Consider the following 23879-nt stretch of genomic DNA (forward strand, 5'->3'; position numbering starts at 1 on the left):
GCCTCCAATCATTCGATGTTGGGTGGCCGCCGCGACCATCCCGGTGCCGGCGCGCGATGCAGCCTGGCCTCCGGGATCAGCCCGCGAATCTTCCGCGCGAAACTGCGCAGACAAACTTCGCTGTCGCCGATCGGCCCGACCGTGTAGCTGCGTGACGCCATTCCGCGCTGCACATTGGTGATCAGCCACGTATCCTCGGCATTCACCACACGGTTGATCCGCCAGTTGGCGTAGCGAACCAGCTTCATCGTGCGATCCGCACCCGGCAGTGCGAACGCCATTTCGCGCAGCACGCAACTGGTCGGTCCGGTCGGCAGCCACTGCATGAAGTCGATCTGGTCGGGATAAACGTCGAACGCCTGGTTTGGCCATAACTTGTAGTAAAGCCACAACCGCTGATGGGTGTCGGGCAGATGGTCCACGCGCGGCAGGTGCTTCTGGTACATCGCCTCCCAAAAATTCGACCGCGGGCTGTCGGCCAGATAGCCGGACATCTTGTCGACCCAAGGCTGCGCCTCGATCGCGTAGCTCTTGCCGAACAGGCGGGTGAGGCCAACATGCGCGACCGGAATGTGCAGCCCGTCGGAATAATTGTCGCCGACATTCTTCCAGTTCACGTCACGGTCCCGCAGTCGCTCCGGACTGATCGTCCGCATATCCTCGAACCGGTAGGGCGCGATTTCGGTGTCATAGGGCGACATCATTTCAGCAACTGAAGGCCCACCGCGATCCGTGAGTCGAACGAACACAAACCCCTGCCAGATCTCAACCTCGACGGGGGCCAGACCATTGTCTTCGAGGACCAGCGTCGAATAATCCCCCCGCATCGGCACGCCTGTCAGTCGCCCGTCAACCTCATAGGACCATGCGTGATAGGGGCAGACCAGCTTCTTCGTGCAGCCGCTCGGTCCGTCGACCAGCCGCATCGCGCGGTGGCGACAGACATTGGCAAAGGCACGCACGACCCCATCCTGGCCACGGATCGCGATCACGCTCTCGCCGAGATAGTCGAGCGTGTGGTAATCGCCGGCATTCGCGATGTCGCTTACATGGCAGACGATCTGCCATGACGGGCGAAGAACACGATCGACCTCGACCTCGAAATATTCGGGGTCGGTGTAAAGCCAGCCGGGCAGGCTCAGATTATCGTCAGGGTCAGCGCCGGAAACGTCTGCAAAGCGATGCGCCATCATCGGATCCCCACTTGTTATACGATCGTGTAACGGCAGCGCGTGCGATACAGGATCGTTCTCACTTAGCCCTCCTCCGCATTCGTGGGAAAGGATCGGGCGAGAGCCTTCCGACTGCGAAGGCAGCCCCGCAGTCTTGACCGCCACCTGATCGGCTTTCGACAGGGACTCTGACGGCCACTCCAACCCCGGGGGCACTCGCCAGGCGCAGGTCACACCCGCCTGTTAGATTTCTGCGGTTTTTAGACTTTACAGGATGTCGTGAAATGAAGCTCTGGTGCCCCTGGCCGTTACCGAAGAATGCTATCAAGTATCTGATTATAAACGGAAATGTTTAGCAATAATATTTCAATGGCCCCAGACATGCCCGTGGCAAAAATGTCACTCCAAAAAGACACAATGTGAGTTCTTGGCCCGGACTCACATCCGGGGCCACCGAAACTATGCTGCTCCGCTCCAGCGCGCACCGCTGATTCGCGATTGATTGTGCGCCACCCAGTTACCCGCGTACGGGGTGCCGCCCCCCGGGATCAGGTCGCTCATCGCAATGCTGCGTGAGCGATCCGATCGCAAATATAGGTCATACTGCGGCCCGCATCTTCACGAGGGCTGGGCCCACTTCTGCCTCCACTTTGCTCAGCAAGGCACGCGCGGAAGCTATATCTGGCAGTTGAAATCGAATCTGGCAGGATTGGAACGGCGCGTTAACTATGCGCGATCATGTCCAGCGGCTCGTCACCTTCGCCCGGCAAGAAACCCCTCCTGTCTTCCAAGCAGGTTGCGACCCTGCGTCTCGTCCAATGTAATCTCAGCTCGAAAGAGATCGCGCGCCTGCAGGGCGTGACCAGCTACGCGATCGATGCGCAGATCGAGCGGGCGATGCAGCGCTTGGACCTCCCTAGCCGCAACGAGGCGGCACGCTGGGTGATGAGCCACGTGCCGGGCCCATACGAACGGTTCGTATATGAAGCGCAGCCGCTTGCAGCCCTCAGCTATCTGCCAGCAGACATCGGGCCACCGGATCGCCAGGATCACATGATCGAGGACGGCGTCGCGGAGGCTCAGGCTTCCTATGTCGCACCATTCGAGTTGCTGTCCGATCCGCTTCGCCCTTCGGCAATGGAGACCAGACATGCGCTGAAGCCCGCCACGATGCTCTGGCTGATCCCGGTCATCGCATTTGTCACGCTGTGCGTCCTCGTGACGTTGCTGGTGGTCGGAGAACGCGCCAGCGCCTGGGCCGACAAGCACCTGCCTTCCTACCGATCGACCAACCCCCTAGCCGCAGCGCTCTTCCGCGTTGCGGAGGAGATGCTGCATGTCCGAACAGATTCACGATGTAGCCGCAGAACTCTCGCCGATGATCCTCGCGGCCGAAGAGGCGATCGAGGACGCAACCGCTGCAGTCGCCACATTGATTGCCGGGACGGTGGCCAAGCGCCGCGCCATCGGGATGTTGCCTGCTGAAGCACAGCCGACCGTGCTGATACTCCAGCAGGCGCTTTCGCATACGATCCGCTCGGGCAGCATGGTGCTGCGCGCGCATGGCCGGTTCGAGGAGCAGTATCGCACCCTCGCAAATGGCGACACCCACCCCCTCACCCGCGAGAATGTCCAGAACCGCGCGGCGACCATTGCGGATGCGGATCGACCGCAGCTCAGCGTCGTCAACGGTTGACGGCAAGCCCCCAAACAGGTTCTTCGATCATGCATGCGCTTCGCCCTTCTCATCGCCGCCGTGACGACGATTGCAGCCGCGATCTATTATTCGGTGACGCTGAGCTGGGCGTTCGCAAGCTACGGCCCGCTCGAGGTCTGGGCAGGGATCGCGCGCAGCGCCTTCTATCTGGGTCTCGCGGCCTTCGCCTGCAGCTTTGCTGTTCGCTGCGGCGACACGCCCGAGTGCCAGATCGGGGTGATCATCCTTCTGGGACTCCTGATCGATCCGCTGCTCCACCTGCTTTTCGAGCATCGGGTGGCGCAGGTCGACCCGACCCACTTCATCGTCGACGGCGCGACGTTCGTTGCCTTCGTCATTGTCACGCTTCGCGCGGCTAGGGTCTGGACGGCATGTCTCTCGGCTTTCCAGCTGCTCTCGCTCGGCGCACATGCCGCCAAGGCGCTGAATGTGGGGATCCACCCGGTAGTCTATGTCGCGATGGCAGTGATGTGGTCATATGGCATGCTGATTCTGCTGATTATCGCCACACGCCGGCATCGCCTGCCGCACGCGCGGAACGTGATACCCGCCTCCTGGAGAAGCTCCTTGCGCCGCTAGGCGGAACCGCGGGTCCCTATGCCGCTCGCCTCGTCGCGCGCTTCGCGTCCTTGGGCGGCGTCATGTGCGCATCGTCGAGCAGGATCGCGCGTGAGACCTGCGAGGAGGTCGTCTCTCTCCTCGATGCGCATCGTGCGCTGCTCGCGCACAGCCTGCGCGATCGCATTATCGATGCGCCTGTTTGCGCCAGCGGCGACTCGCTCCGCCAATATCTGGTCGCAACGCTTGGGGACTGCACCACAGAACATCTTCGGATTCTCTTGCTCGACAGCGGCAACCGGCTGATCGCCGATGAGCCGATCACCCATGGCGAGGCCAACGGCATCTCAGTGCGGCCGCGTGCGGTGCTGAACCGCGCGCTCGAACTGGACGCGGTTGCGATCATCCTTGTGCACAACCATCCCGGCGGGAACGCCATCCCCAGCGAGCGGGACATCCAGTTCACCCGCCGCGTCGCCGAAGCGGCGCGCCATCTCGACATCACGCTCCACGACCATCTCATCATTGCAGGGGCGCATTGCATCAGCCTGCGTGCCCGGGGGGATTTCACATGAACATGCAGCTCACCCGAAGCCCCGAAGCGCGTAAACGCGATGCCGAGGCCGCCGACCGGCTGGAGGAGCTGGTCAGCACGCTTCGGCGTGCTGCTCGCACGGGGTCGTCAAAGCCGATGACCCGTGATGACGAGGTTACCCACGCGGCCAAGCAACTCTATTGGCGTCGTCGGCAGCGCGGTCGCTATTTCGAAGGCATTGAGAGCATGTTCGGCGAGGCAGGCTGGGACATACTGCTCGACCTGTTCATCGCCTGGAACGAGCAGCTCAACGTCTCGATTTCGAGCGCGTGCATTGCGGCCGATGTGCCGCCAACGACCGCGCTCCGCTGGGTATCCGTCCTCGAGGCCCGTGAGCTCATCTACCGCGAACGCGACCCCGGTGATCGGCGGCGCACCTATCTGCGCCTCGCTCCGGAAGCGCATCAGGCAATCCATTGCTATATCAGCGAGGTGCTGCTTGGACGCGTCGGCTATCCGTCGATCGATGTCGCCGACGCGAGCGTCGGCGAATGACGCGGGGTATAACAAGCCAGGACAGCGCCCCACCTTACACGCAGAGTTCCAGCACCGCCGCCAGATTGGCGCCCCACCGCCTCAATTGTCTAGACAATTTCCATGCATAAGGCTGAAGCCGCTCGCCTGCATGAGTTTCTGCTGCAGGAGGCGTACTGCGCAGCGCGAAACGCCACATCGCACATCCGCGCTGCAGGCAGCGGCTCGATGCAGGACGAGTTTATCCGCAGCTTCGCAACCATTGGCGGACTCATGAAGCTCGTCGCGGACATCATGGCGGACGAGATCGTTCAGGCGCCGGCCGCCGAGGACGCTATTCTTGACGATGTGCTGGCGGTCCTCGGAATGTTTCTCGCCGAAGCAAAGCATGCACGGATCGCGCCCGTTACAGCCGGCCGCCATTGACCCGTAGTCCGCGCCTGCGGCGCAGCTAGTCCAGCCACTCGGGTGCCGTCCAGTTCGCCCGTCTCGCTCGGGCAACCCGGGTCAGCCGCTGGACGCGAAGCCGATATGCATCGCTGTCGCGCCGCCAGTCGATTGCATGCTCCGCGCCAAACAGCGCTTCGCCAATCATGCGATGCGTGGCGCCCTGATCGAGCGCGTCGGCGGTACGCAGCTCGCTGATCCAGCGCTCGGTACGCACGTGCGGCACGTCTGGCGGGGCACGCATCCGCTCCGCGACCAGGTGGGCGAGCGTCTGCAGCGGATCGATCTGCGGATTGAGGCGCGCCAGGCCATCGATCCTGAAGCTCAGATCGGCCGGGCCACCCAGCAACGTCCCGTCGACGATATCGAGCCTCAGCAGCCAGCGACCGTCGCTGAAGCTCCAATGTTCGTCTCCGTCCTGATCGACGGTCACGCTGGCACAGTTTGAGAGTTTGGAGATATCGAACAGATCATCGTCCCGCTGGGGAGAGCGGGCGGCCGCGTTCAGACATCTGGTGTCCTGTCCGGTCATCCAGACCGGGCGCGCGTCGCGCGCATCGAATCGGGGGTCAACAAGCGCAACAAGCGCAAAATTCCGCGCGGCGTGAATTGCCGGGCGATCGCTCGGGCGGCGATGGTGCCGCCGCCAGCTTTCGCGATAGGGGCGACTGCGGCGCAGCCACTCCCATCCGAACATCCTGCGATCGGCACCATCGAGATAGGCATAGGCTGTGCGATCGCGCCAATCGATGTCGATGCAGGATTCGGTCGGGTCGACCTGCTCCTCACAACCGGTGCGCCCCGAGCAAGCCGGGTCGATCCGGGCCCCATTCCTATCTTGATCGTCGCTTGCTTTCGTCACGGCCGCAACCCTCGCATCGGCACCGTCCGGCGCGCGGGGAGCAGCGCTCATCGCGCGAGGGTCGAGAATAGGCAGAATATATTTTCAAAATATCAATCACTTTGGGTAGGCTGCCCCTTGTGCACGATGGCTCCCCGCCCTTGTGCATGCGGTCCAGTGTCGTCCGACCCGGTATTGGGAGCCATGGGAAGGGTGACTTGAGGGGCGGCGGCAGACGCTGGCTTGAGTCCATCGGCTGGTCGCGGGCCGTCAGGGCATGCCGTCGTTTCACGCCGCGCAGGATATTCTGCATTCGCTTCAGTCGGTCGACAGTCTTTCCTCGCTCTCCGATGCGCTGGTCGAGACAACCGAACGGCTTGGCTTTCACTATTTCGCGCTCACCCATCATGTCGATTTTCCGAGCGCCGACCGACAGGCCGTACGCCTGCATAACTACCCGCGGGACTGGGAGACCTGGTTCAACTCCAATGGGCTGGGTCCGACCGACCCGATCCACCGGGCCAGTCATGCGACTGCCTTCGGCTTTCGCTGGTCGAGGATCGAGGAGCTGATCCACCTTTCCAAACGCGACCATCATGTCCTCGCGCACGCTGTGCAACATGGCATCGGCGAAGGTTTCACGGTTCCGGGCAATGTCCCCGGAGAGGTGTTGGGCTCCTGCTCCTTTGCATGCCGCGCCGGTGACCGTCTTGCAGAGGAGCGTATCGCGCTCGCGCAGATTGCCGGACAATGGCTGTTCGAAACCGGACGCCGGCTCGCCGTCAAGCGGACGATCCTGTCGCCACCGACGCTGACCGACCGTCAGATCGAGTGCATCCTGTGGGTCGGGCGCGGCAAGACCGATTGGGAGATCGCGCAAATCCTCGGTGTCAGCCAGGCGACGGTGATCGAGCATCTGCGCAATGCGCGTGCGCGCTATGACGCGCCGACCCGCTCGATGCTGACCGTCCGGGCTCTCTATGACGGCGCGCTGAGCTTCACAGATCTGGTGCGCTGACAACCCTCATTTCTTGGAATGGGCCGCTCCGGCCTCACCTGCTTTTGGGCTTGCTCCCTTCACCCAAGGAGCCTGTCCCATGATGCTCATCATCACCAATCAGAACCGGATGCAGGAGCGCGTCGTGCTGCGCGCCATGTTCGAGGCGCGCAAGCAGGTGTTCATCGACCTGCTCGGCTGGGACCTGCCGGCGCTCGCCGGCCGCTTCGAGGTCGATCAGTTCGACAATGCCCGCGCCACCTATCTCATCCTCACCGATGCGCGTCGGCGCCACCTCGCCTCGGCGCGGCTGTTGCCCACCGAACATCCCGGCATCCTGACCACGCTGTTCCCGCAGCTTTGCGATACCCCGCCCCCGTCAGGCAGCGACGTGTTCGAGATTACCCGCTTCTGCCTGTCACGCGACCTTCGCGCGCCGGCCCGGCGTGCCGCACGCGACACGCTCGTCCGGGAGATCGCCCGCTATGCGCTCGGCACCGGTATCACGACCTATACCGGGGTCGCCGAACTGCCCTGGCTGCGCCAGATCCTGGGCTTTGGCTGGCGGGCGTCGATGCTCGGTGATCCCAAAATCTGTGGGCGTCAGCAGCTCGGCGCACTTCGGATCGATATCGACGCCGATACGCTCGCGCTGCTCGCGCGAAACGGCATCCATGGCGATGCCGATGCTGCCCTCCAGTCCAGCGCGGCATGAGGGGGCAGCTATGGCAACGCATCCCACGCACGATGTGCACAATAGCGGCGACTGCGCCGCACAGCGGCTGCACCATCAGGGCTTCGCCCTGCTGCGCAATGCGGTCCCCGCGGCGCTGATCGATGCGGTCGGCACGGATCTCTCCGACGATTTCGAGGCCACCCCCTTCTGCGCGGGTGGATTCTATGGCGAGCGCACCAAGCGGTTCGGGCGATTGCTGGCCCGCTCTCCCTCAATACAGAAACTGGTGCTCAGTCCCGAGATCGTCGGACTGGCCGAAGCAGCTCTGCTGCCCTGGTGCGATAACCTCCAGCTCAACCTCACCCAGGCCATCGAAATCCACCCCGGTGCCCTCCCCCAGTTCCCGCATCGCGATCAGGACATGTGGCGCGGGCCGGTCGGCGCGATCGAATATCTGGTCAACGTCATCTGGCCCCTCACCCCCCTTTCGGCAGGAGAATGGCGCGACGCTGATATGGCCCGGGTCGCACGGTGCCGCCGCAATCGAAGCGTGCGCGCCGGGCATGCCGATTGTCGCCGAATGCGATCCGGGCGACGCGATCGTGTTTCTTGGCTCCACGTTGCACGGCGCCGGTGGCAATGTGAGTGCGCTGCCGCGGCGCGCGCTGATCATCAGCTACTGCCTTGGCTGGCTCAAACCCTATGAAAACCAGTGGCTCGCCTACCCGCCTCCAGTCGCGCGCGGCTTTGCGCCCGAGCTCGCCGGATTGGTCGGCTATCGCCAGCATCGCCCCAATCTCGGCAATTTCGAGGGTCAATGCCCCTCGATCCTGCTGCGCGACAGCGTCCCCGACCGGATTGGTGCGATCGATGCGCTGCGCCCCGACCAGGCGGCGCTGCTCGATGCGCATGTTGCAGGGCAAATGCGCTACCGGGCGGCGGGTGGCGCCTCGCGATGAGCCCGGGCGAAACGATGCGGCGGGTCTATACCGCGCTCAAGGCGCGGATCCTTGCCGGCGACTTCGCGCCGGGTGAGCGGCTCGATCCCGCCCGGCTCGCGAGCGAGCATGTCGCAAGCGTCACGCCGGTGCGCGACGCGCTCCACCAGCTGACCGGAGAGCGGCTGATCGAGAGCTGGCAGCATGAGGGATTCCGCCAGCCCCTCGTCAGCGAAGCCGGGCTGCGCGATCTCTATGGCTGGAGCAGCGAGGTCGTCGGCCTCGCGCTGCGGGCCGCCGGCCAGCGGCACACTGGCCCGCGCCCGCCACCTGCCCCGACTCTCGATACAGGCGGCGGCTATGCCGGGCAGGTTGCGCAGCTGTTCAACTGGATCGCCCTGCACTCCGCCAACCGCGAGCATCTCGCCGCGATCGATGCGATCAATGCACGGTTTCACCGCGTGCGACTGATCGAAATGGGCCTGCTCAGCGATCCGCGCGGCGAGCTCGAAGCGTTGCACCGCGCGGTCGCCCAGGCCGAATTCTCGTCTGCGCGTCGCCTCAGCGACGCGTTTCATCGCAACCGGCTCCGCCTCGTCCCGGCGATCGCCGAGCAGCTGCGTCCACGCGAGGGCGATTGAACCCGCCCAGCCAAACAATCGTCGAATTGTGCCCGTATAAAGTAGGTATAGTCGGCCACCGCGCTCAGCCTTCACGATGCTGCCCCTCCTGGCAGCAAGCAAGGAGACTGATGATGGAACGCATCGAACACGCACCGATCGTCGATCTCGGCGCCGCCAGCGTCGAGACCAAGGGTCCCGTCGGCCCGTTCAAGGACGAGCAGGCGGGCATTCTCGAGCCCGGTCTCAGCAACGACTGATCGAGCGGACGCGCGGCGGCATTGCCGCGCGTCCATCGGATCTTCGTTATGCTGCGCAAGGGCCTCAGCTTCTGCATCACCTCGGGCGAGCCGGTGTTCCTCGACACCCTTGCCGACCGCTATTTCTGCCTTGCAGCCGGTGAGCAGGCCGCATTTCTCGCATTGCTTCGCGACCCGGCTGACCCGGTCGCGCGCCACGCAATCGCTACCGTCGGTCTGCTCGAGCCCGATATTGGGCCGGACGCGGTCGCGCTGACGCCAGCCCAAAGTGTCGGGATCACCGCCAGCCTGCTCGACGCGCCCGGGAGCCGCACCGACGTCGTGACGTTCGCCCATGCCGGTATCCGCCGCGCCCGAACCGCAGTCGCGCTACGCCGGTCAGGACTTGGCGCGGTGCTCAGCGATTTTGCAGGCCGCAAGCGAAGGATGCGCCAATCTGCTCGACGCGATGACGAAATCGCCGCGATGGCGCAGGGCCATGAGAGGCTCGCGCTGATCACCGCGTCGCTCGATCAGTGCCTGCCGCGCTCGCTGGCACTCGCCCATCATCTGGTTGACCGCGGGCACAGCGCGGACCTTGTCCTCGCGGTCCATCTGCGCCCGTTCAAGGCACATTGCTGGGTCCAGGTCGGCGAGCTGCTGGTCAATGACCGGAGCGACACGGTTGCGCCCTTTACGCCGATCCTCGTGCTGTGAGCGCGCCGCGCTATCTGCTGCTCGCGGGTCCATCCGACCTGCTCGACGCGCTGTTGCCGCATGCGCGCGCGATTGCGCAGGATGCTCAGCTGAGTCCGGTGTTCGATCACCCCGAAGCCCGGATGTTCTGCCCCATCGACGCGGTGATCCGGCACGACCCACACGGGATCGTGATCGGTTCGGTATTCGCGCGCGACGCGCGCGCCCTTTCAGATACATCTCACGCAACCCTCCTCACCCATCACTGGGGCAATTATCTCGCGCTCGAGATGGGGCGCAGGCGGGCCGCGCTGCTGCGCGCGCCCTTTGGCGAGCTCGGCTGCTATCACTGGAGCGATGGTCGGCTGATCGTCGCGGCTTCCGACATGCCGCTCCTGTCGCGATGGGCCGGACAGCCCCCGGCGGTCGACTGGCAGGGGGTCGCGCGCCATTTGCTGTGGAGCGAATTGCGCACCGGTGCGACCTGCCTGTCGGGGATCAGCGAGCTCCAGGGCGGAGAGCGACTGACTTTCGGGCCTGGGCCTTTACGCGTCGAGACCTGCTGGTCGCCCTGGGATCACGCCGTGGCGTGCGCGCCGCCTGATTTCGAGCACGCCGCAGACCAGCTGCGGCGGATCGCAATCGACTGTGTCGGGCGCCTGGGATCGGAGCTCGCCCCGATCCTCGTCCAGCTCTCGGGAGGGCTCGATTCCTCGATCGTTGCCGCCGCGCTGGCGCGCGCCGGGGTCCGGTTCGACTGCGTGACCTTCGTCACCGAGGACCCCACCGGGGACGAGCGGATCCATGCCCGCGCGGTCGCCGCGCATCTCGGGTGCAGCTGCGCGAAGTCTATCGCGAGGTCACAGGCGTCGATCTCACCCGGTCCAATGCGGCGCATCTGCCACGCCCGACCGGCCGCTCCTTCGCGCAGGAATCCGAACGCATCGCGCTCGAGGCTGCAGGCTTGAGCGGCGCAAGCGCGATCTTTCGCGGTGGCGGCGGAGACAATGTCTTCTGCTTCCTGCAGTCAGTGCGGCCGCTGGTCGACCAGGTGCGCGCCGGGGGCATTGGGTCCGGATTGCTCGGCGCGGCGCGCGACCTGTGCCAGTTGACCGGTGCCGGGCTCGGCGAGGTCACATGGCGCACATTGCGGCAGCTGCGTCGGCCGCTTCGCTACCCCTTGCCCGCCGACGCCCGGCTGCTCGCACCCGACCTGCGCACGATCGGGGGCGAGCAGGCCGGGCATCACTGGCTCGATCCGCCTGATGACATGCCGCCGGGCAAGGTCGCGCATGTCGCGCTGCTGCTTGCCATGGCCAATCATCGCGAGCCGCTGGCACCGGCGATTGCTCTGCCGCTCCTGTCGCCATTGATGGCGCAGCCGCTGGTCGAGCATTGTCTGCGCATTCCCAGTTGGTGGTGGTTTCGTGGCGGCAACAACCGCGCGGTGGCACGGCACGCCTTTGCGCGGGACCTGCCCGCTGAGACGATCGCGCGACGGAGCAAGGGGACGCCCGATTCATTTGCGATGCGCCTGTTCGAGGCGAACCGCTCGCTGCTGCGCACCATGCTGCTCGACGGCCTGCTCGCCCGCGAGGGGCTGATCGATCGCGAGGCGGTCGAACTTGCGCTGGCCGAGTCCGGCCCGATCAGGGGCCATGGCTATGCGCGCCTGCTCCAGCTTGCCGATGTCGAGGCCTGGGCGCGCAGCTGGCAGGTGTAGCGTCCGGGTCGGTGATCATGGCTTCGCGCGCGCCTTGCGCAGCGTGTCCCAGCGTCGGAGCTCGGCGGCGCGGGCTGGATCTTCCGACCTGATGCCGCGCAGCCAATAGTCGAACCAGTCGATCGCACGCAGATAGACCGCGCGGCGGTGTTCGGGCTGCCATTTGTAATGATATTCGTTGGGGAACACATAGAGCTCGACCGGCTGTTTGTGCTCGCGCAGCGCGGTGAAGGTCTCAAGCGCAAGCAGTGCCTCGCTGTCAGCGACCTGCATCAGCAGCGGTGTGTCGAGGCGCGCGGCATTGACCGCGCTCGAAAATGGCTTCCAGAACTCAGCCCGGTCCTCGGTCGCGCCGGGATAGCCCTCGGAGCGCAGATTGTCCGCCCACGCAATCCCGCCATAGGTCATGACGCTATTGGGATCCATGCAACAGGTACTGATCGCAGCTGCTGCGAACAGGTCGGTGTTGATCAGCGCGAACCTTGTGGTGGTCGCACCGTCGCTGAGCCCAGTAATGCCGATCCGCCTGGGGTCGGCGACCCCGCGCTCGATCGCCATCTTCACGCCGATCTCGAGCGCGGACAGGACATTGCGGCGGTCGGCCCAGTTGCGGGCATTGGCGGCATTGGCCTCGTCATAGCTGCGGATCGAGGGATCGAGCGACGCGACATAGGTCGGGCGCTCGAAGCTCAGCACCGCATAGCCGCGCGCGGCAAACAGATGGACCGGATAATCGTCCCCGGTCCCGCCCCGCAGAAACCCGTCGCTATGATACTGGACGACGACCATCGGGAGGCGCGTGCCCGGCCTGTGGCCGGGCGGCAGGACCAGATCGCCCCACGCCTCGAGCCCGAGGCTGTTCTTCCATTTGATCCTTGTGACCTTGCCGAGCCGGATCTTGTTGAACTGCGGGTTGGGGTCGAAGACGAGGCGCGAGCGCCCGCTCGCCATGTCGATCGCCACCAGCTTGCGCGGGCTGGTGGCATGTTCGCGCAGACACAGCAGCTCCTGACCGGTCGGCGTGCAACCCTGCAGCACATCGCTGGTGACGAGCGTGCGGGTCACCTCATGCGTTTCGGGATCGAGCCGGTAGAGGCCCATCTCGCCTTTGGCCCAGCTCTCGCGACGCAGGAACCAGAGCGTGGCGCCGTCGCCCGACCACCAGCTGCCGGTGATCGAGCCGCGGCATGCCGGGGCAGCGCAGGCCCTGGGCACGCCGCCGGGCGGCGCGGTCCACAGTTCGAGCGGGCTGATCGGCGAGGTGCCGGTCAGCCGCGTCCCCGCCCGCCAGCCAGCAGCAGAGGCCGTCCCGGTTGCGCGATCACTGTAGCGGCTCTCGGTGGTGCGCACGCGCGCGCGCTCGTCACCGCTCGCCGCAACGATATGTCCAGAGACAAGCGTGATGGCGTCGATCTCGACGGGCACGGGCCCGGTTTCCTGGGGATACATCCCCCAATTGGGGACGAAGCGCCGGTCATAGATCCAGCCCGATCTGCCCTCCTGCGCGATCGCCTCGCGCTGCGCGGCATAGCCGGGGCGCGTTGCATAGAGGATGCGCTGACCATCGGCCGACCAGGCAAAGGCCTCGGCGTCATGGTCGGCGGGCGAGACCGGCATCGCCCGCCCACCGTCGCGATGCGCCCGCCACACCCGGGTCACGCCCTTGTCGCGCCGCAGATAGGCGACCCATTGCCCGTCGGGCGACCAGATCGGCACGATCAGCTCGGGGAAACCGCCGCGCTCGACCAGCCCGCGGCGCACCCCGGTCGCGGTGATCAGTTCGCCGCCCCGATCGACCAGCCGCGGCGCACCGCCGGCGACGGGCATGACGACCAGACCCCGGCAATAGCCATTACCGGTAATGTCGGCACGGTTGATCGCGAAGGCAATCTCTCTGCCGTCGGGCGAGACTGCGAGCGGGCTTTCGGGGAGCATGATCGCAGCATCGGGCTGACCGATATCGCGCAGTTCGATCAGATCCTGCGCAGTGACGTTGCGCATCTTTCCTGCCGCCGCCTCCGGCGACGGCAGGAGATCGGTGCAGGCGGCATGCGCGCTCGTGGTCGCGAGCAGGCCCGCGACCAGCAGTGCCGCACGCTGCGTGCTTCGCGGGAAACGCATCACCATTTCCTGGCGATCCCGATGCTGAGGTGACGCCCGAGCGGCGAATAGTTGGTCGAATCGTACGGCGCATCATAAGGGAGCGTCGTCGCGATCGGCGCGGGCTTGGCGTTGAACAGGTTCGCCGCCGACAGCGTGAGGTCGATGCCCCCAAGCAGGCCCGAACCCTCCGGGGTCCGGTAGCGCGCGGTGAGGTCGAAGCTGGTCATCGACCCGACGATCCGGGTCGGCGTGCGGCGTCGGTCCTCGACCTCGCCGACATGGTCGAGCGCGGCTTCGAGGTTCAGATCGCCCCTGGTCCAGCCCAAGGTCGCGCGTGCGCGCCAGTGGGGCGGATTGAAGATCAGGCCCGCGAGCGGCAGCACCGGCTGGTTAGCGCTCAGTTGCTGGTCACTCTCGATATAGCTGGTGTTGAGGATGAAGCGCAGCGCCTGGTCGGGGCCGAGTTCGGTCCGATAGCTGGCGAGCAGATCGACCCCGCGCACGGTCTGGCGCGCCGCGTTGAAATTGGCATTGTCGACGATCGCGATGACCCGGCTGGGATCATAGGGCGTGGCGGTCAGGTTCAGAAACTCGCCTGCACCCGCAATCAGCCCCGCCTGGGTCGCCGCCGACGGGGTGAGCGTGATCCGGTCGCGATAGATCGGGTTGGACAGCGCCTGTGAGAGAAAAGTGATCGGCGCGACAATCCGGTCGCGATAGCGGACGTTGAAATAGTAAGCCTCGACCCGCAGCCCCGGTACTGCGCGCGGCTTGACGACGAGGGTGGCGCTGAGGCTGGTCGCGCGCTCGGGGCGCAGCGCATCATTGCCGCCGGCCGCATAGAGCACGGTCGATCCAGCCGGCGCGCCGCTCCCGCCGAAGATCGAGGGCGGCGCGAGATAGACGGTCTGGAGCTGATAGCGCTGGAAGAAGGTCGGCGCGCGGAACGAACGCCCCCAGCTCGCCTTGAGCTCGAGATCGGGAATCGGCGCGTAGACCAGCCCGAGCCGCGGGGTCGCAACGCTGTCGAGGCCGGGATAGCGCTCGTAGCGCAGCGCCGCGGTGAGGTGCAGCCGGTCGACCAGCGGCACGCCGCTCGCCGGGCCGATCAGCGGCAGGCTCAGTTCGCCATAGGCGAACACGCTGTCCTGGCTGCGCGCGATGTTCGACAGGCTGCCGACGCCCCGGTAATTCTCGAAGCGATTGTCGCGATATCCCGCACCGATCGCGAGTTTCGCGTCACCGCCGGGGAGCGCGAACAAGGCACCATCGGCGTTGAGTTCGACCGAAGACGAACGATTGCGATAGATGTTGGTGCTCGATGTCGTCGGAACGCCGGCCAGCGTGAAGCTGTCGGTCACATAGGTGACATGGTCCTCGCCATAGCTTGCAATCAGCTTGGACTGCCAGTCGCCGAGCGCGAGCCGCAGGCTCGGTGCCAGCGCAAAGCCCTCCGAGGTCGCCGGGTTTTCCGAACGCGACGTCGCGCTGGCAAGGAAGCGCGAGCGGCTCCAGCGCCAGTTGTAGAAGCCGTCGAACGCCAGTTCGAGATCGGGACCGATCGCCTGGTGCCCGCTCACGACCAGGCTGTGCCGCTCCATCTCGGGCAGATAGGTCAGCTCGGGATCGCTACCGCTTGCGTAGTCGCGCTGGCGTGCGAGCAGCGGTTCGTCGTGGCCATATTCATAGGCGATAAGCAGTCCGCCCCCGCCCCATCGGCTGCCACCGGTGAGGCCGTAGAGCTGGCGGAACGCGCCGCCATCGGTCGAGGCTCCGAGCCGCGCCCGCGTCTCGATCCCGGAAGTGTCGCGCTTGAGGATGATGTTGGCGACCCCGGCGACCGCGTCCGAGCCGTAGAGCGCCGAGGCCCCGTCGGCGACAATCTCGACCCGATCGATCGCGCCGAGCGGGATCCCCGAAATATCGATGCTCTGGCGCGAGGCGCTGTAGGGCAGCCGATGCCCGTTGAGCAGGGTCAGCGTGGCGTCGCTGCCCAGCCCGCGCAGGTTGATCGACGATCCTCCGCCGACATTGACCCCACTCGCTGCGGGGACGTTGAACCCGACCCCCGGATTCTGGCCACCCCCGAAATTCTGGGGGATGGCGCGCAGCGCGTCGGCGAGCGTCGCCTGCCCTGCATTGCGCATCGTCTCTGCGTCGAGCGCGATCACCGGCGCGGCGACCGGCGCGCCGCGGATCCGCGAACCGGTGATGACGACGTCCTCGCCGACAGGTGCAGCTTCGGTCTGAGCGTGACGCAGGATGAAGGCGCCATCGACCAGTTGGGCATGCAGACCGGTACCGGCGAGCAACCGCGCCAGCGCGTCGGTGGCGTCCAACCGACCGGTGACCGCTCCGCTGCGTTTGCCCGCGACCAGCTCGGCCGAAGCGATGACCTCGCGCCCGGAGATGGTCGAGAATGCGCGCAGCGCCGCAGCCAGATCCTGCGTGGGAAGCGCATAGTCGCGCGCGGACTCGGCCTGCTGCGCCAACACCGGTTGCGCCATCAGGATCGCCGCAAGCGCCGTTCCGGTTCGATATGTTGCCATCGCCATCATCGTGTCTCCCCTCGCAGACCCGTTGATCCGGGTTCCTTGCGACGGGGCTTGACGGCGGGGCGGCCTAATCCCCCTTTTTATTTTTGCGGGCGGTGCGGACCGAGGACCAGCCGGTCGCCGCGCCGCTCAAGCGAAAGGTCGAGCGCGGCGGCGAGCTTGCGTGCGAGCGAATCGAGATCGTCGAGCGCAAAGCTCCCGGTGACGGTGCGGGTGCCGAGTGCGGGGTCGGCAAGATCGATCTTGCGGGACTGGCTACGATTGGCGAGTGCAATCACCTCGCGCAGCGGCATGCCCTCGACCGTGATGCGTGCGGGGACCCAGCGCTCGGGAATTTGCGCCTGTGCCCGGGCTCCCTCGGCGTCGATGGCTTCGCCCTTGGCCAAGGTTACCGGCGCGGCGGTGCCGCGTCGCACTTCGATCCGTCCGTCGATCAGCGCGACGATCGGCGCCGTGCCGCCGGTGCGAACATCGAACACCGTCCCGAGTGCGCGGACCTTGGTGCCGTCCGCCTCGACGACGAACGGGCGCGCGGGATCATGCGCGACGATGAACCGCGCCCCGCCCTGGACCAGCCTGAGGGTACGCGTCGCAGCGGTGAAGGCTGGGTCGATGATCGCGCCGGGGGCGAGCAGCACGGTGCTGCCATCGGCAAGCTGCTGTGCGCGCGCCTCGCTCGCCTCGAACGCGATCAGTTGGGTCGGGGCTTGTCGCGCTGGCTGCCACAGAAGGAGCCCGACCGCGAACACGATGGCGAGCGAGGCGGCGGCAAGCGCCGGCCATCCCCAGCCGGTCGGCTGGCGTGGCGCAGGTGCGCGGCGGCGCAGTCCGGCTGCAGCGGTCCAGAGTTTTTCGGTCTGGTCATAGGCCTCGGCATGGCGTGGGTCGGCGGCGCGCCACGCCTCGAACGCCGCGCGCTCGCGGTCACGGGTCCCGGCGTCGCGCTCCGCGCGCAGCCGCGCGAACCAGTCGGCCGCTTCTCTATCGATTCGGTCCTGGCTCAAAGCGGTCCGACCCGGCGACGCAGCACGACCAGCGCCTTGGCAATCTGCTTTTCGACGCCCTTCACGCTCATATCCATCGCGTCCGCAATCTGCGCATAGCTCAGCCCTTCGAGTCGGTGCATCAGGAAGATGTCCCGCGTCTTGGGTTTAAGCGTCGCGAGCGCCGCTTCCAACCGCGCGACCGCGTCTCGCGCCTCGAGCTGACGATGCGGGTCGGGACCGGCGACAGCGTCATCGTCGAAGGGGAGTTGCGCAGCCTCATGGTGCCGCGCGCTGGTGGCGGCACGGTCGCGCACGAGGTTGGACGCGATCCGGCTCAAATAGGATTGCGGGTGATCGACATTGCTCGTGACCCCGAGCAGCCGCCTGAAGCTCTCCTGGACGAGGTCCGCGACCTCGTCGAGCGGCGAGCGCCGTCTGAAATAGCGCGCAAGCCGGGGTGCCTCACTGCGATAGAGCGTATCGCCATCGGGGGATCGGTGCACAGCGTGAAGCTGGTGCCAGCGCGGTCCTCGGGCGGGAGTGGGTCGTCCGCACGCAGGCGGGCGTCGCTGGCAGGCTCGAAGGTCATGGCGCGCCGCGCCTGCCGGGCCGGTTGGGGCCCTTTTCCTGCCTGTTAATTGCCATGCCCAACTCCCGCGCCAGAGGTCGGCGCGGAAAGCCGGGTGTTGAGAACGTGCTTGAGTCACGCGCCGACGTCTTTGGCCCCGAAGGACTTGGACATGCACGTCGGCCACCCGGCAAATAGCCAGGGCAGGTGCTGCTTCACAAGCGGGGTTCTCACGCCCCGGCACCGCGGCCAAACCGGATGCAACGCAAGTCTTAGCAAGGGATTGCGCTGGTTCAAGCATAGCCGGGATTGTGATCGGGCCGGGCGGGCATTGATCCATTTTGGATATAATTCACGCCAATCCGGCCACTTCGCGCGTGCGTTGCGTGCCGATGAGGGGCGTGACTGATGAACAGGTCGGCGAGATGCCTGGCCGACCATGTGCGGGGGTAATGGCTAAAATTCAACGCTTACCCCGCAAATTCTCAGACTTGACGATCTGCAGGGTAAATCGAGCTGGTGCCTTTGAGTTATCGCGTCTTCTGGATCGCATTCCCAGCCCATCGCGCGCGCTGCGTGAAGTCTCCGTTTTCACAATCAATCTGATCGGGGTCGGGCGCCTTGCCCGGGCTGCGGCTTGATGGAACGCGGGGAGCGGAGCGCACACTGAGGGACATGGACGGGCCATGCCCTCAGGGTTCGCACGTCCTTGATCTGCCCGCGTGGCACACTTGGCTCGCCTGGCGGGGGCGCGGCGGCGGCTGGCCCCCTTGGTCCCGCGCGCACGCCGCCGCGCCATGCCGCTCGCAAGAGTGCGTCTTTTGTTGCGCCGCTTTTCGCCGTTCGGGCGACCGCGCTCTACGCCGCCGGGCATTGCCCGGCTCTGCCGAGCCCGCAAGCGGTCTCGGCCTGTCGGTGACGATCGCATGGCGCTGGGGAGCCGGCTGATGCCGTCTCCCCGTATCGACGCCGCTTGCGCGGCGGCGTTGCTGGTGACCGCTCCCGGGCAAGCGCGGGTGATCGGCGCTTCCTTCTGGACCCGTCGCGGGCGGCGGCAACCCCTGCGCTGACGCTGCGGGGTGCTCCGCTGCGCTGCGCCCTGATGCCCACCCCGTCGCGCGTGCCGCGCGCCGGGGCCCGGGCGGTGCCGCCGCCCGCTTGAGCCGGGTCCCTTCGTCGCATCTCGCCGCCCACCCCCGCTTGCCGGGGAGGGTCATGGGTTTTGGGCGGGTGAGGAGAATGGTCATGGGAAAGAGCCGCAATCGTTCCGACAAACCGGGTCCACGCGGCGCGGGCTGCGCCGCGCGCGGGCGTGGCACGCAGAGGCGCACGGATGGCGCACGCGCGGGCCGCGCCGATCTCTATGAGGAGGTCACCCGGCGGATCATCGGCGAACTCGAGGCCGGGCGGGTGCCATGGGTGCAGCCATGGGGCAAGGTCGGCGCGCCCGAGGCAGGGTTGCCGTGCAATGCCGTGACCCGCCGCCCCTATAGCGGGATCAATATACTGATCCTGTGGAGCGCGGTAATCGCGGGGAACTGGTCCTCGCAGCGCTGGCTGACCTTTGCACAGGCACAGGCCGCAGGTGGAAGCGTGCGCAAAGGCGAGCGCGGAACCACCGTGGTGTTTGCCGGGCGCTTCACGCCGGGCGATGACAGGAGCGGCAGCGCGGAAAGCGAAGGCCGCGCGCGCGGCGAGGACGCCAGCGACCGGCAGCGCGATTCTGCCGAGGGGGTGCGCAGGACGGGGCGCAACGCGCCATTCCGTTCCTGCGCCGCTACACCCTGTTCAACGTCGCCCAGTGCGACGGGCTTGAGGGGTTGCCGCGCGATCCCCACCCCCTCCCGGCGCATGAACTGGTGCCACAGGCACGGGCGCTGATCGCGGCGAGCGGGGTCGCGGTGCGGATCGGCGGCAACGCCGCCTATTACGCCCCGGCGCTCGACCATGTGCAGCTGCCGCCGCCCGGCGCGTTCTTCGAGCCGCTCGATTTTTACCGGACCTGCCTTCACGAACTGACCCACGCCACCGGCCACCCCGCACGGCTCGACCGCGACCAGAGCGGGGCGTTCGGCAGCAAGCCCTATGCGCGCGAGGAACTGGTCGCCGAAATGGGGTCGGCGTTTCTGTGCGCCGCGCTCGGCATCGCGCCGACCGTGCGCCATGCCGATTATCTCGCCCACTGGCTCGACGTGTTGCGCGACGATCTGAGCGACGATCCCGCCATGCGCGGCCCCGGCGCGCAGCGCGGGCGCGCAATCTTCAAGGCGGCAAGCGCGGCGAGCAAGGCCGCCGACTGGCTGCTCGCCCGCCACGCCGACGCGCAGGGCAAGCAATGCGGGGTGGCGGCATGAGCGTCCCCGGCCCCGCCTCTGCCCCGGCCCCGCGCCCCGACTTTGAGAGCGAGGCGACGCCGATCGGCGAACAGAGCCTCGTCCCCGGGGTCGCGCCGATCCGCATGTTCGACCGGCTGGCGTGGCGCGCGGCGCAGCCGCTCGGCCCCACCCGTCCGCAACGCGCGTGCGACTTCGGCCTGTTCGACCTCGCCGCGCGCGATCAGCTCGACCTGTTCGCGCCCGCGCCACCGCGCGCGGCAGCGCCCTCCTCCTCCACTCCCGACAAGGAACCCGGCCAATGACCCTGCTCACCCCTGCGCTTCGCGAAGCGCTCGCCCGCAATGCCGCGCGCGCCGACGCGCCCGGCCATGACCCCGCCCCGCTGGTCAAATTTTTCAACCCGCTCGGCCCCGCGACTTGGCTCGCCACCGAACTCGGAGCGGATGGCGACACGCTGTTCGGGCTGGCCGATCTTGGCTTTGGCTGCCCCGAGCTTGGCAGTTTCAGCCTCGGCGAGATCGAGCGGCTGCGGCTGCCCTTCGGGCTGTCGATCGAACGCGACATCGCGTTCGACACCGCGATCCCGCTCTCGCTCTGGGCCGAGACCGCGCGGATCGCAGGGTCGATCCTGCTCGCGGAGCGCGTGCTTGCGACCCGCGCCGCCGAGCATCTTCACGGGCTTCCGTCCCCCAAGGGGGACGGCTGAGGGGCCCATCAAACTACTGTTTTGATGGGTTCCCGACGCGCGGCGCGTTCCGCCGCATCCGAGCCGGTCCCGCCGCACCTTCCACAGCATGACGGAACCGACACACCAACGGAGTGACCAACATGAAACTCGACTTTATCCCGCTCGGCAAGCTGTGCGTCAGCAAGGCCAATATGCGCCATGGCCGCAAGGCCCCCGATGTCGGCGATATCCTGCCGACGATCCGCGCGCGCGGCGTGCTTCAGCCGCTGATCGTGCGCGCCGGGGAAGAGCCCGGCATGTTCGAGATCGTCGGCGGCGCGCGGCGCTTCCATGCCGCAAGCCTTGTCGCGCGCGAGCGCGCCGAGGCGTGCCCCGCCGATCCGCCCGATCCCGATCCCCTGCCCTGCGCCATCCTCGAAGGCGGCGACGCGGCGGATGCGGTCGAGGCCTCGCTGATCGAGAATATCGCGCGGCTCGACCCCGACGAGGTGACGCGCTGGGAGACGTTCACCCGGCTGATCCGTGCGGGGCGCAGCCCCGCTGACATCGCCGCGACCTTCGGGCTTCCCGACCTGATGGTCGCGCGGATACTCGCGCTGGGCAATCTGCTCCCGCGCATCCGCGATCTCTATCGCCGCGAGCAGATCGACGCGGCGACGGTGCGCCATCTGACCCTTGCGACCAAGCGCCAGCAGCGCGACTGGCTGGCGCTGCGCGACGATCCCAAAAGCTGGTGCCCGACCGGCCACCAGCTCAAATCGTGGCTGTTCGGGGGCGGCGCGGTCGCGGTCGAACATGCGCTGTTCGACGTCGCGGCGAGCGGGCTGGCGGTGGTCGCCGACCTGTTCGGCGAGGAGCGCTATTTCGCCGACAATGCCGGGTTCTGGACCGCACAGAATGCGGCGGTCGAAGCACGCCGCGCCGCCTATCTCGAGGAGGGGTGGAGCGATGCCGTGGTGATCGGCCCAGACAGCCATTTCCAGAGTTGGGAGTATGAGAAAGCGCCCAAGCGCAAGGGCGGGCGCGTCTATATCGATGTGTCGTCGCGCGGCGAGGTGCGCTTCCATGAAGGCTATCTGACCCGCAGGGAAGCCGAGCGGCTGCGGCGCGGCGAAGCGGGCGGCAGCGATGCACCCGCCAAGCTGCAGCGCCCCGAACTCACCGCGACGCTGCAGCGCTATGTCAATCTGCATCGCCATGCGGCGGTGCGTGCAGCGTTGCTCGACCATCACGGCATCGCATTGCGGTTGATGGTCGCGCATCTGGTCGTTGGTTCGCCGCTCTGGACGGTGCGGCCCGAGCCGCAGACCGCGCCCAACGCGGCGGTCGCGGAGAGTGTCGCAGCCTGCCGGGGCGAGCAGGTGTTCGATGCCGAACGCCGCGCGGTGCTGGCGCTGCTCGGGTTCGATGCCGAACAGCCTAGCCTGATCGGCGGCAATGGCGATCCCTATAGGCTGGTCAGCCTGTTCCTCGCGCTGTGCGACCTTGACGATGCGCAGGTCGGGCGGGTGATCGCGGTCGCGATGGGCGAGTGCCTTGCTTCGGGCAGCGCGGCGGTCGCGGCAGCGGGAGCCGCCATCGGCATCGACATGGCCGACTGGTGGGAGGCCGACGCCGCGCTGTTCGAGCCGCTGCGCGACCGCCAGCTGCTCGGCGCGGTCTTCGAAGACGTCGCAGGCGAGATCATCGCAAACGCCAATGCCAAGGAGAAGGGCGCGGTAATCAAGGGGATCATCGCCGACTGCCTCTCGGGCAGCAACGGACGGTCGCGGGTCGCGCGCTGGGTGCCGCGCTGGATGGCGTTCCCGCCCGCTGCCTATACCGCGCGCGGCGGGGTCGGCAGCGTCGCGGCGCATGCGTTGGTCGAAGCCGCCCGCGCAGACCGCGCGGCGAGCGACGCGGTCGCGCCCGCCGGGGCTGCGATCGGCTCGGAAGCGGACAACGGACGCGCGGGCGACGCGGCAGAGTGCCCGGCGGCCGGGCACGACGCGGCGTCGGACGATGATGCGCCGTGCGCGTCCGCATCTGTCGATCCCGCACCCGCTACTGCCGATCCCGACGATGCCGAGGCCGATGGCAACGCGCCCGATAGCGAAGACGACGCGCCGCCGCTCGCGGCGTGATCGATGGGCGGGCGGCGCGCTGCGCCGCCCGTTTTCGAGGATGGGAATAGCCCCAAAAAATCGGCCGCGCGCCGCCGCCGTTCCGGCTGCGGCGCGCGGCATTTTTTGTAAGAAGGCGAGCGCCTTGCGCGCGCGTTCGGTCGAGCAAAGCGCCGATTGAGGCGGATAAGTCGCGCGCGACTTGGCCTATTGTGCACGCGGCAATGCGACAATTTACCGCGCAGATCGCGCGCCATCCGGGCGCGATTTCTCGCAGGACGCGACCCCGACACGGAGATGCGTAAGCAGGCCCTCCCCGCTCTTGCGCGGGCCTTTCGCTTGTGCGCCGAGGGCGGTTTTGCGCCTGCCGATAGCCCGCGCACTGGACCCGCGCCGCATCCGGCACAGCCGGGGGCGATCGCTGTGCGGGATCGCAATGGTCGCGAGTCCAGGCTCCCGAGCGCCAAAATTCGATTGCCGATTGCCGATTGCCGATTGGCGTACGGCCCGACTGCGCAATCAACGCAAGCCAGGGCGGCGTGTCGGACCCCGAGCTCTGGCTGGTTGCCGAGGCCGATCGCGACCACCCAGAGCGAGTTGCGGATCGGCTGCGCACATACTGAACCGTATTGGCATGCGCTGCGCGGCGGGATCAGGATGATGGATGGCCCATGCCGTGTCCGGTGTCGGGGCGGTTCCAGTGATGCGCACGGTCATGGTGTGTCTGCATGCGGGAAGGCCACCTGCGTTCGTGCTCGACCTGGCACGGCCGCCCCCGCGCGAAACCATCGCGGACAAACGCATTTCCCCGCCGCATCCTGCGGCTCCTCGCGGGCGCTGCGCGCTTC

At 66.9% G+C, this 23879-nt stretch carries 25 protein-coding genes and 1 pseudogene; 20 read left to right on the forward strand and 6 right to left on the reverse strand.

Annotation, left to right across the window (positions count from 1 at the left end):
* Window positions 1–8 precede the first annotated feature (8 nt).
* Window positions 9–1190 (reverse strand): aromatic ring-hydroxylating dioxygenase subunit alpha, encoded by a 1182-nt coding sequence (locus LRS12_RS01105; protein WP_257842905.1) that lies wholly within the window; start codon window positions 1188–1190, stop codon window positions 9–11.
* Between the two features lie 720 nt (window positions 1191–1910).
* Between LRS12_RS01105 and LRS12_RS01110 the strand changes: the two genes are divergently transcribed.
* From LRS12_RS01110 to LRS12_RS01135, 6 genes are all read left to right on the forward strand, one after another.
* Window positions 1911–2657 carry a hypothetical protein gene (locus LRS12_RS01110; protein ID WP_257842906.1) on the forward strand — a complete coding sequence of 249 codons (747 nt, stop codon included), beginning with the start codon at window positions 1911–1913 and terminating at the stop codon, window positions 2655–2657.
* The gene (locus LRS12_RS01115; RefSeq protein ID WP_257842907.1) at window positions 2644–2868 is read left to right on the forward strand and encodes a hypothetical protein; all 225 of its coding nucleotides are present in this window, start codon (window positions 2644–2646) and stop codon (window positions 2866–2868) included. Before LRS12_RS01110 ends, LRS12_RS01115 begins: the two co-directional genes overlap by 14 nt.
* A gap of 33 nt (window positions 2869–2901) precedes the next feature.
* Entirely contained in the window at window positions 2902–3468 is a 567-nt protein-coding gene (locus tag LRS12_RS01120; RefSeq protein ID WP_257842908.1) for a hypothetical protein, read from the forward strand.
* A gap of 62 nt (window positions 3469–3530) precedes the next feature.
* Window positions 3531–4022, forward strand: a complete 492-nt coding sequence (locus LRS12_RS01125) for a RadC family protein (protein WP_257842909.1) — start codon at window positions 3531–3533, stop codon at window positions 4020–4022.
* Between the two features lie 2 nt (window positions 4023–4024).
* Complete coding sequence (locus tag LRS12_RS01130; RefSeq protein WP_257842910.1) at window positions 4025–4537, forward strand: MarR family transcriptional regulator; 513 nt, start codon at window positions 4025–4027, stop codon at window positions 4535–4537.
* 102 nt (window positions 4538–4639) lie between these two features.
* A complete protein-coding gene (locus LRS12_RS01135; protein WP_257842911.1) occupies window positions 4640–4942 on the forward strand; it encodes a hypothetical protein in 303 nt (100 codons plus the stop codon).
* Between the two features lie 25 nt (window positions 4943–4967).
* On the opposite strand, the gene LRS12_RS01140 is transcribed toward LRS12_RS01135, so the two are convergent.
* Window positions 4968–5825: a transcriptional regulator domain-containing protein gene (locus tag LRS12_RS01140; protein ID WP_257842912.1), complete on the reverse strand. Its 858-nt coding sequence runs from the start codon at window positions 5823–5825 to the stop codon at window positions 4968–4970.
* A gap of 256 nt (window positions 5826–6081) precedes the next feature.
* On the opposite strand from LRS12_RS01140, the gene LRS12_RS01145 reads away from it, so the two are divergent.
* The 8 genes and pseudogenes from LRS12_RS01145 to LRS12_RS01180 all read left to right on the forward strand — a co-directional run bounded on the left by LRS12_RS01145 (window position 6082) and on the right by LRS12_RS01180 (window position 11693).
* Window positions 6082–6822, forward strand: coding sequence for a LuxR family transcriptional regulator (locus LRS12_RS01145; RefSeq protein WP_257842913.1), 741 nt, complete (start codon window positions 6082–6084; stop codon window positions 6820–6822).
* A 79-nt stretch (window positions 6823–6901) separates the two neighbouring features.
* Entirely contained in the window at window positions 6902–7516 is a 615-nt protein-coding gene (locus tag LRS12_RS01150) for an acyl-homoserine-lactone synthase (RefSeq protein ID WP_308222950.1), read from the forward strand.
* Between the two features lie 10 nt (window positions 7517–7526).
* Window positions 7527–8436, forward strand: a pseudogene (locus LRS12_RS01155) (phytanoyl-CoA dioxygenase family protein).
* Window positions 8433–9056, forward strand: coding sequence for a GntR family transcriptional regulator (locus LRS12_RS01160; RefSeq protein WP_257842914.1), 624 nt, complete (start codon window positions 8433–8435; stop codon window positions 9054–9056). The pseudogene LRS12_RS01155 and the gene LRS12_RS01160 overlap by 4 nt, the downstream one beginning before the upstream one ends.
* Window positions 9057–9169: 113 nt before the next feature.
* The gene (locus LRS12_RS01165) at window positions 9170–9295 is read left to right on the forward strand and encodes a benenodin family lasso peptide (RefSeq protein ID WP_257842915.1); all 126 of its coding nucleotides are present in this window, start codon (window positions 9170–9172) and stop codon (window positions 9293–9295) included.
* A 48-nt stretch (window positions 9296–9343) separates the two neighbouring features.
* Window positions 9344–9991 carry a lasso peptide biosynthesis B2 protein gene (locus LRS12_RS01170; RefSeq protein ID WP_257842916.1) on the forward strand — a complete coding sequence of 216 codons (648 nt, stop codon included), beginning with the start codon at window positions 9344–9346 and terminating at the stop codon, window positions 9989–9991.
* Window positions 9988–10938, forward strand: a complete 951-nt coding sequence (locus LRS12_RS01175) for an asparagine synthase-related protein (RefSeq protein WP_257842917.1) — start codon at window positions 9988–9990, stop codon at window positions 10936–10938. Before LRS12_RS01170 ends, LRS12_RS01175 begins: the two co-directional genes overlap by 4 nt.
* Window positions 10935–11693 (forward strand): asparagine synthase-related protein, encoded by a 759-nt coding sequence (locus LRS12_RS01180; RefSeq protein WP_257842918.1) that lies wholly within the window; start codon window positions 10935–10937, stop codon window positions 11691–11693. Before LRS12_RS01175 ends, LRS12_RS01180 begins: the two co-directional genes overlap by 4 nt.
* 15 nt (window positions 11694–11708) lie before the next feature.
* On the opposite strand, the gene LRS12_RS01185 is transcribed toward LRS12_RS01180, so the two are convergent.
* The 4 genes from LRS12_RS01185 to LRS12_RS01200 all read right to left on the reverse strand — a co-directional run bounded on the left by LRS12_RS01185 (window position 11709) and on the right by LRS12_RS01200 (window position 17840).
* Complete coding sequence (locus LRS12_RS01185; protein WP_257842919.1) at window positions 11709–13814, reverse strand: Atxe2 family lasso peptide isopeptidase; 2106 nt, start codon at window positions 13812–13814, stop codon at window positions 11709–11711.
* Window positions 13814–16351, reverse strand: coding sequence for a TonB-dependent receptor (locus LRS12_RS01190; RefSeq protein WP_257842920.1), 2538 nt, complete (start codon window positions 16349–16351; stop codon window positions 13814–13816). Before LRS12_RS01190 ends, LRS12_RS01185 begins: the two co-directional genes overlap by 1 nt.
* 80 nt (window positions 16352–16431) lie before the next feature.
* Window positions 16432–17355: a FecR domain-containing protein gene (locus tag LRS12_RS01195; protein ID WP_257842921.1), complete on the reverse strand. Its 924-nt coding sequence runs from the start codon at window positions 17353–17355 to the stop codon at window positions 16432–16434.
* Window positions 17352–17840 (reverse strand): RNA polymerase sigma factor, encoded by a 489-nt coding sequence (locus LRS12_RS01200; protein WP_257842922.1) that lies wholly within the window; start codon window positions 17838–17840, stop codon window positions 17352–17354. Before LRS12_RS01200 ends, LRS12_RS01195 begins: the two co-directional genes overlap by 4 nt.
* 1012 nt (window positions 17841–18852) lie before the next feature.
* On the opposite strand from LRS12_RS01200, the gene LRS12_RS01205 reads away from it, so the two are divergent.
* The 6 genes from LRS12_RS01205 to LRS12_RS01225 all read left to right on the forward strand — a co-directional run bounded on the left by LRS12_RS01205 (window position 18853) and on the right by LRS12_RS01225 (window position 23052).
* Window positions 18853–18975: a hypothetical protein gene (locus tag LRS12_RS01205; RefSeq protein ID WP_257842923.1), complete on the forward strand. Its 123-nt coding sequence runs from the start codon at window positions 18853–18855 to the stop codon at window positions 18973–18975.
* Window positions 18976–19150: 175 nt separating this feature from the next.
* Complete coding sequence (locus tag LRS12_RS19835; protein ID WP_308222951.1) at window positions 19151–19786, forward strand: ArdC family protein; 636 nt, start codon at window positions 19151–19153, stop codon at window positions 19784–19786.
* Window positions 19765–20259, forward strand: a complete 495-nt coding sequence (locus tag LRS12_RS19840) for a zincin-like metallopeptidase domain-containing protein (RefSeq protein ID WP_308222952.1) — start codon at window positions 19765–19767, stop codon at window positions 20257–20259. Before LRS12_RS19835 ends, LRS12_RS19840 begins: the two co-directional genes overlap by 22 nt.
* A complete protein-coding gene (locus LRS12_RS01215; protein WP_257842924.1) occupies window positions 20256–20543 on the forward strand; it encodes a hypothetical protein in 288 nt (95 codons plus the stop codon). The genes LRS12_RS19840 and LRS12_RS01215 overlap by 4 nt, the downstream gene beginning before the upstream one ends.
* Complete coding sequence (locus tag LRS12_RS01220) at window positions 20540–20947, forward strand: DUF2958 domain-containing protein (protein ID WP_257842925.1); 408 nt, start codon at window positions 20540–20542, stop codon at window positions 20945–20947. The genes LRS12_RS01215 and LRS12_RS01220 overlap by 4 nt, the downstream gene beginning before the upstream one ends.
* A gap of 122 nt (window positions 20948–21069) precedes the next feature.
* Window positions 21070–23052, forward strand: a complete 1983-nt coding sequence (locus LRS12_RS01225; protein ID WP_257842926.1) for a ParB N-terminal domain-containing protein — start codon at window positions 21070–21072, stop codon at window positions 23050–23052.
* Window positions 23053–23879: the final 827 nt, after the last annotated feature.

It is taken from the genome of Sphingomonas sp. J344 (genome assembly GCF_024700005.1).
GTDB lineage: Bacteria > Pseudomonadota > Alphaproteobacteria > Sphingomonadales > Sphingomonadaceae > Sphingomonas.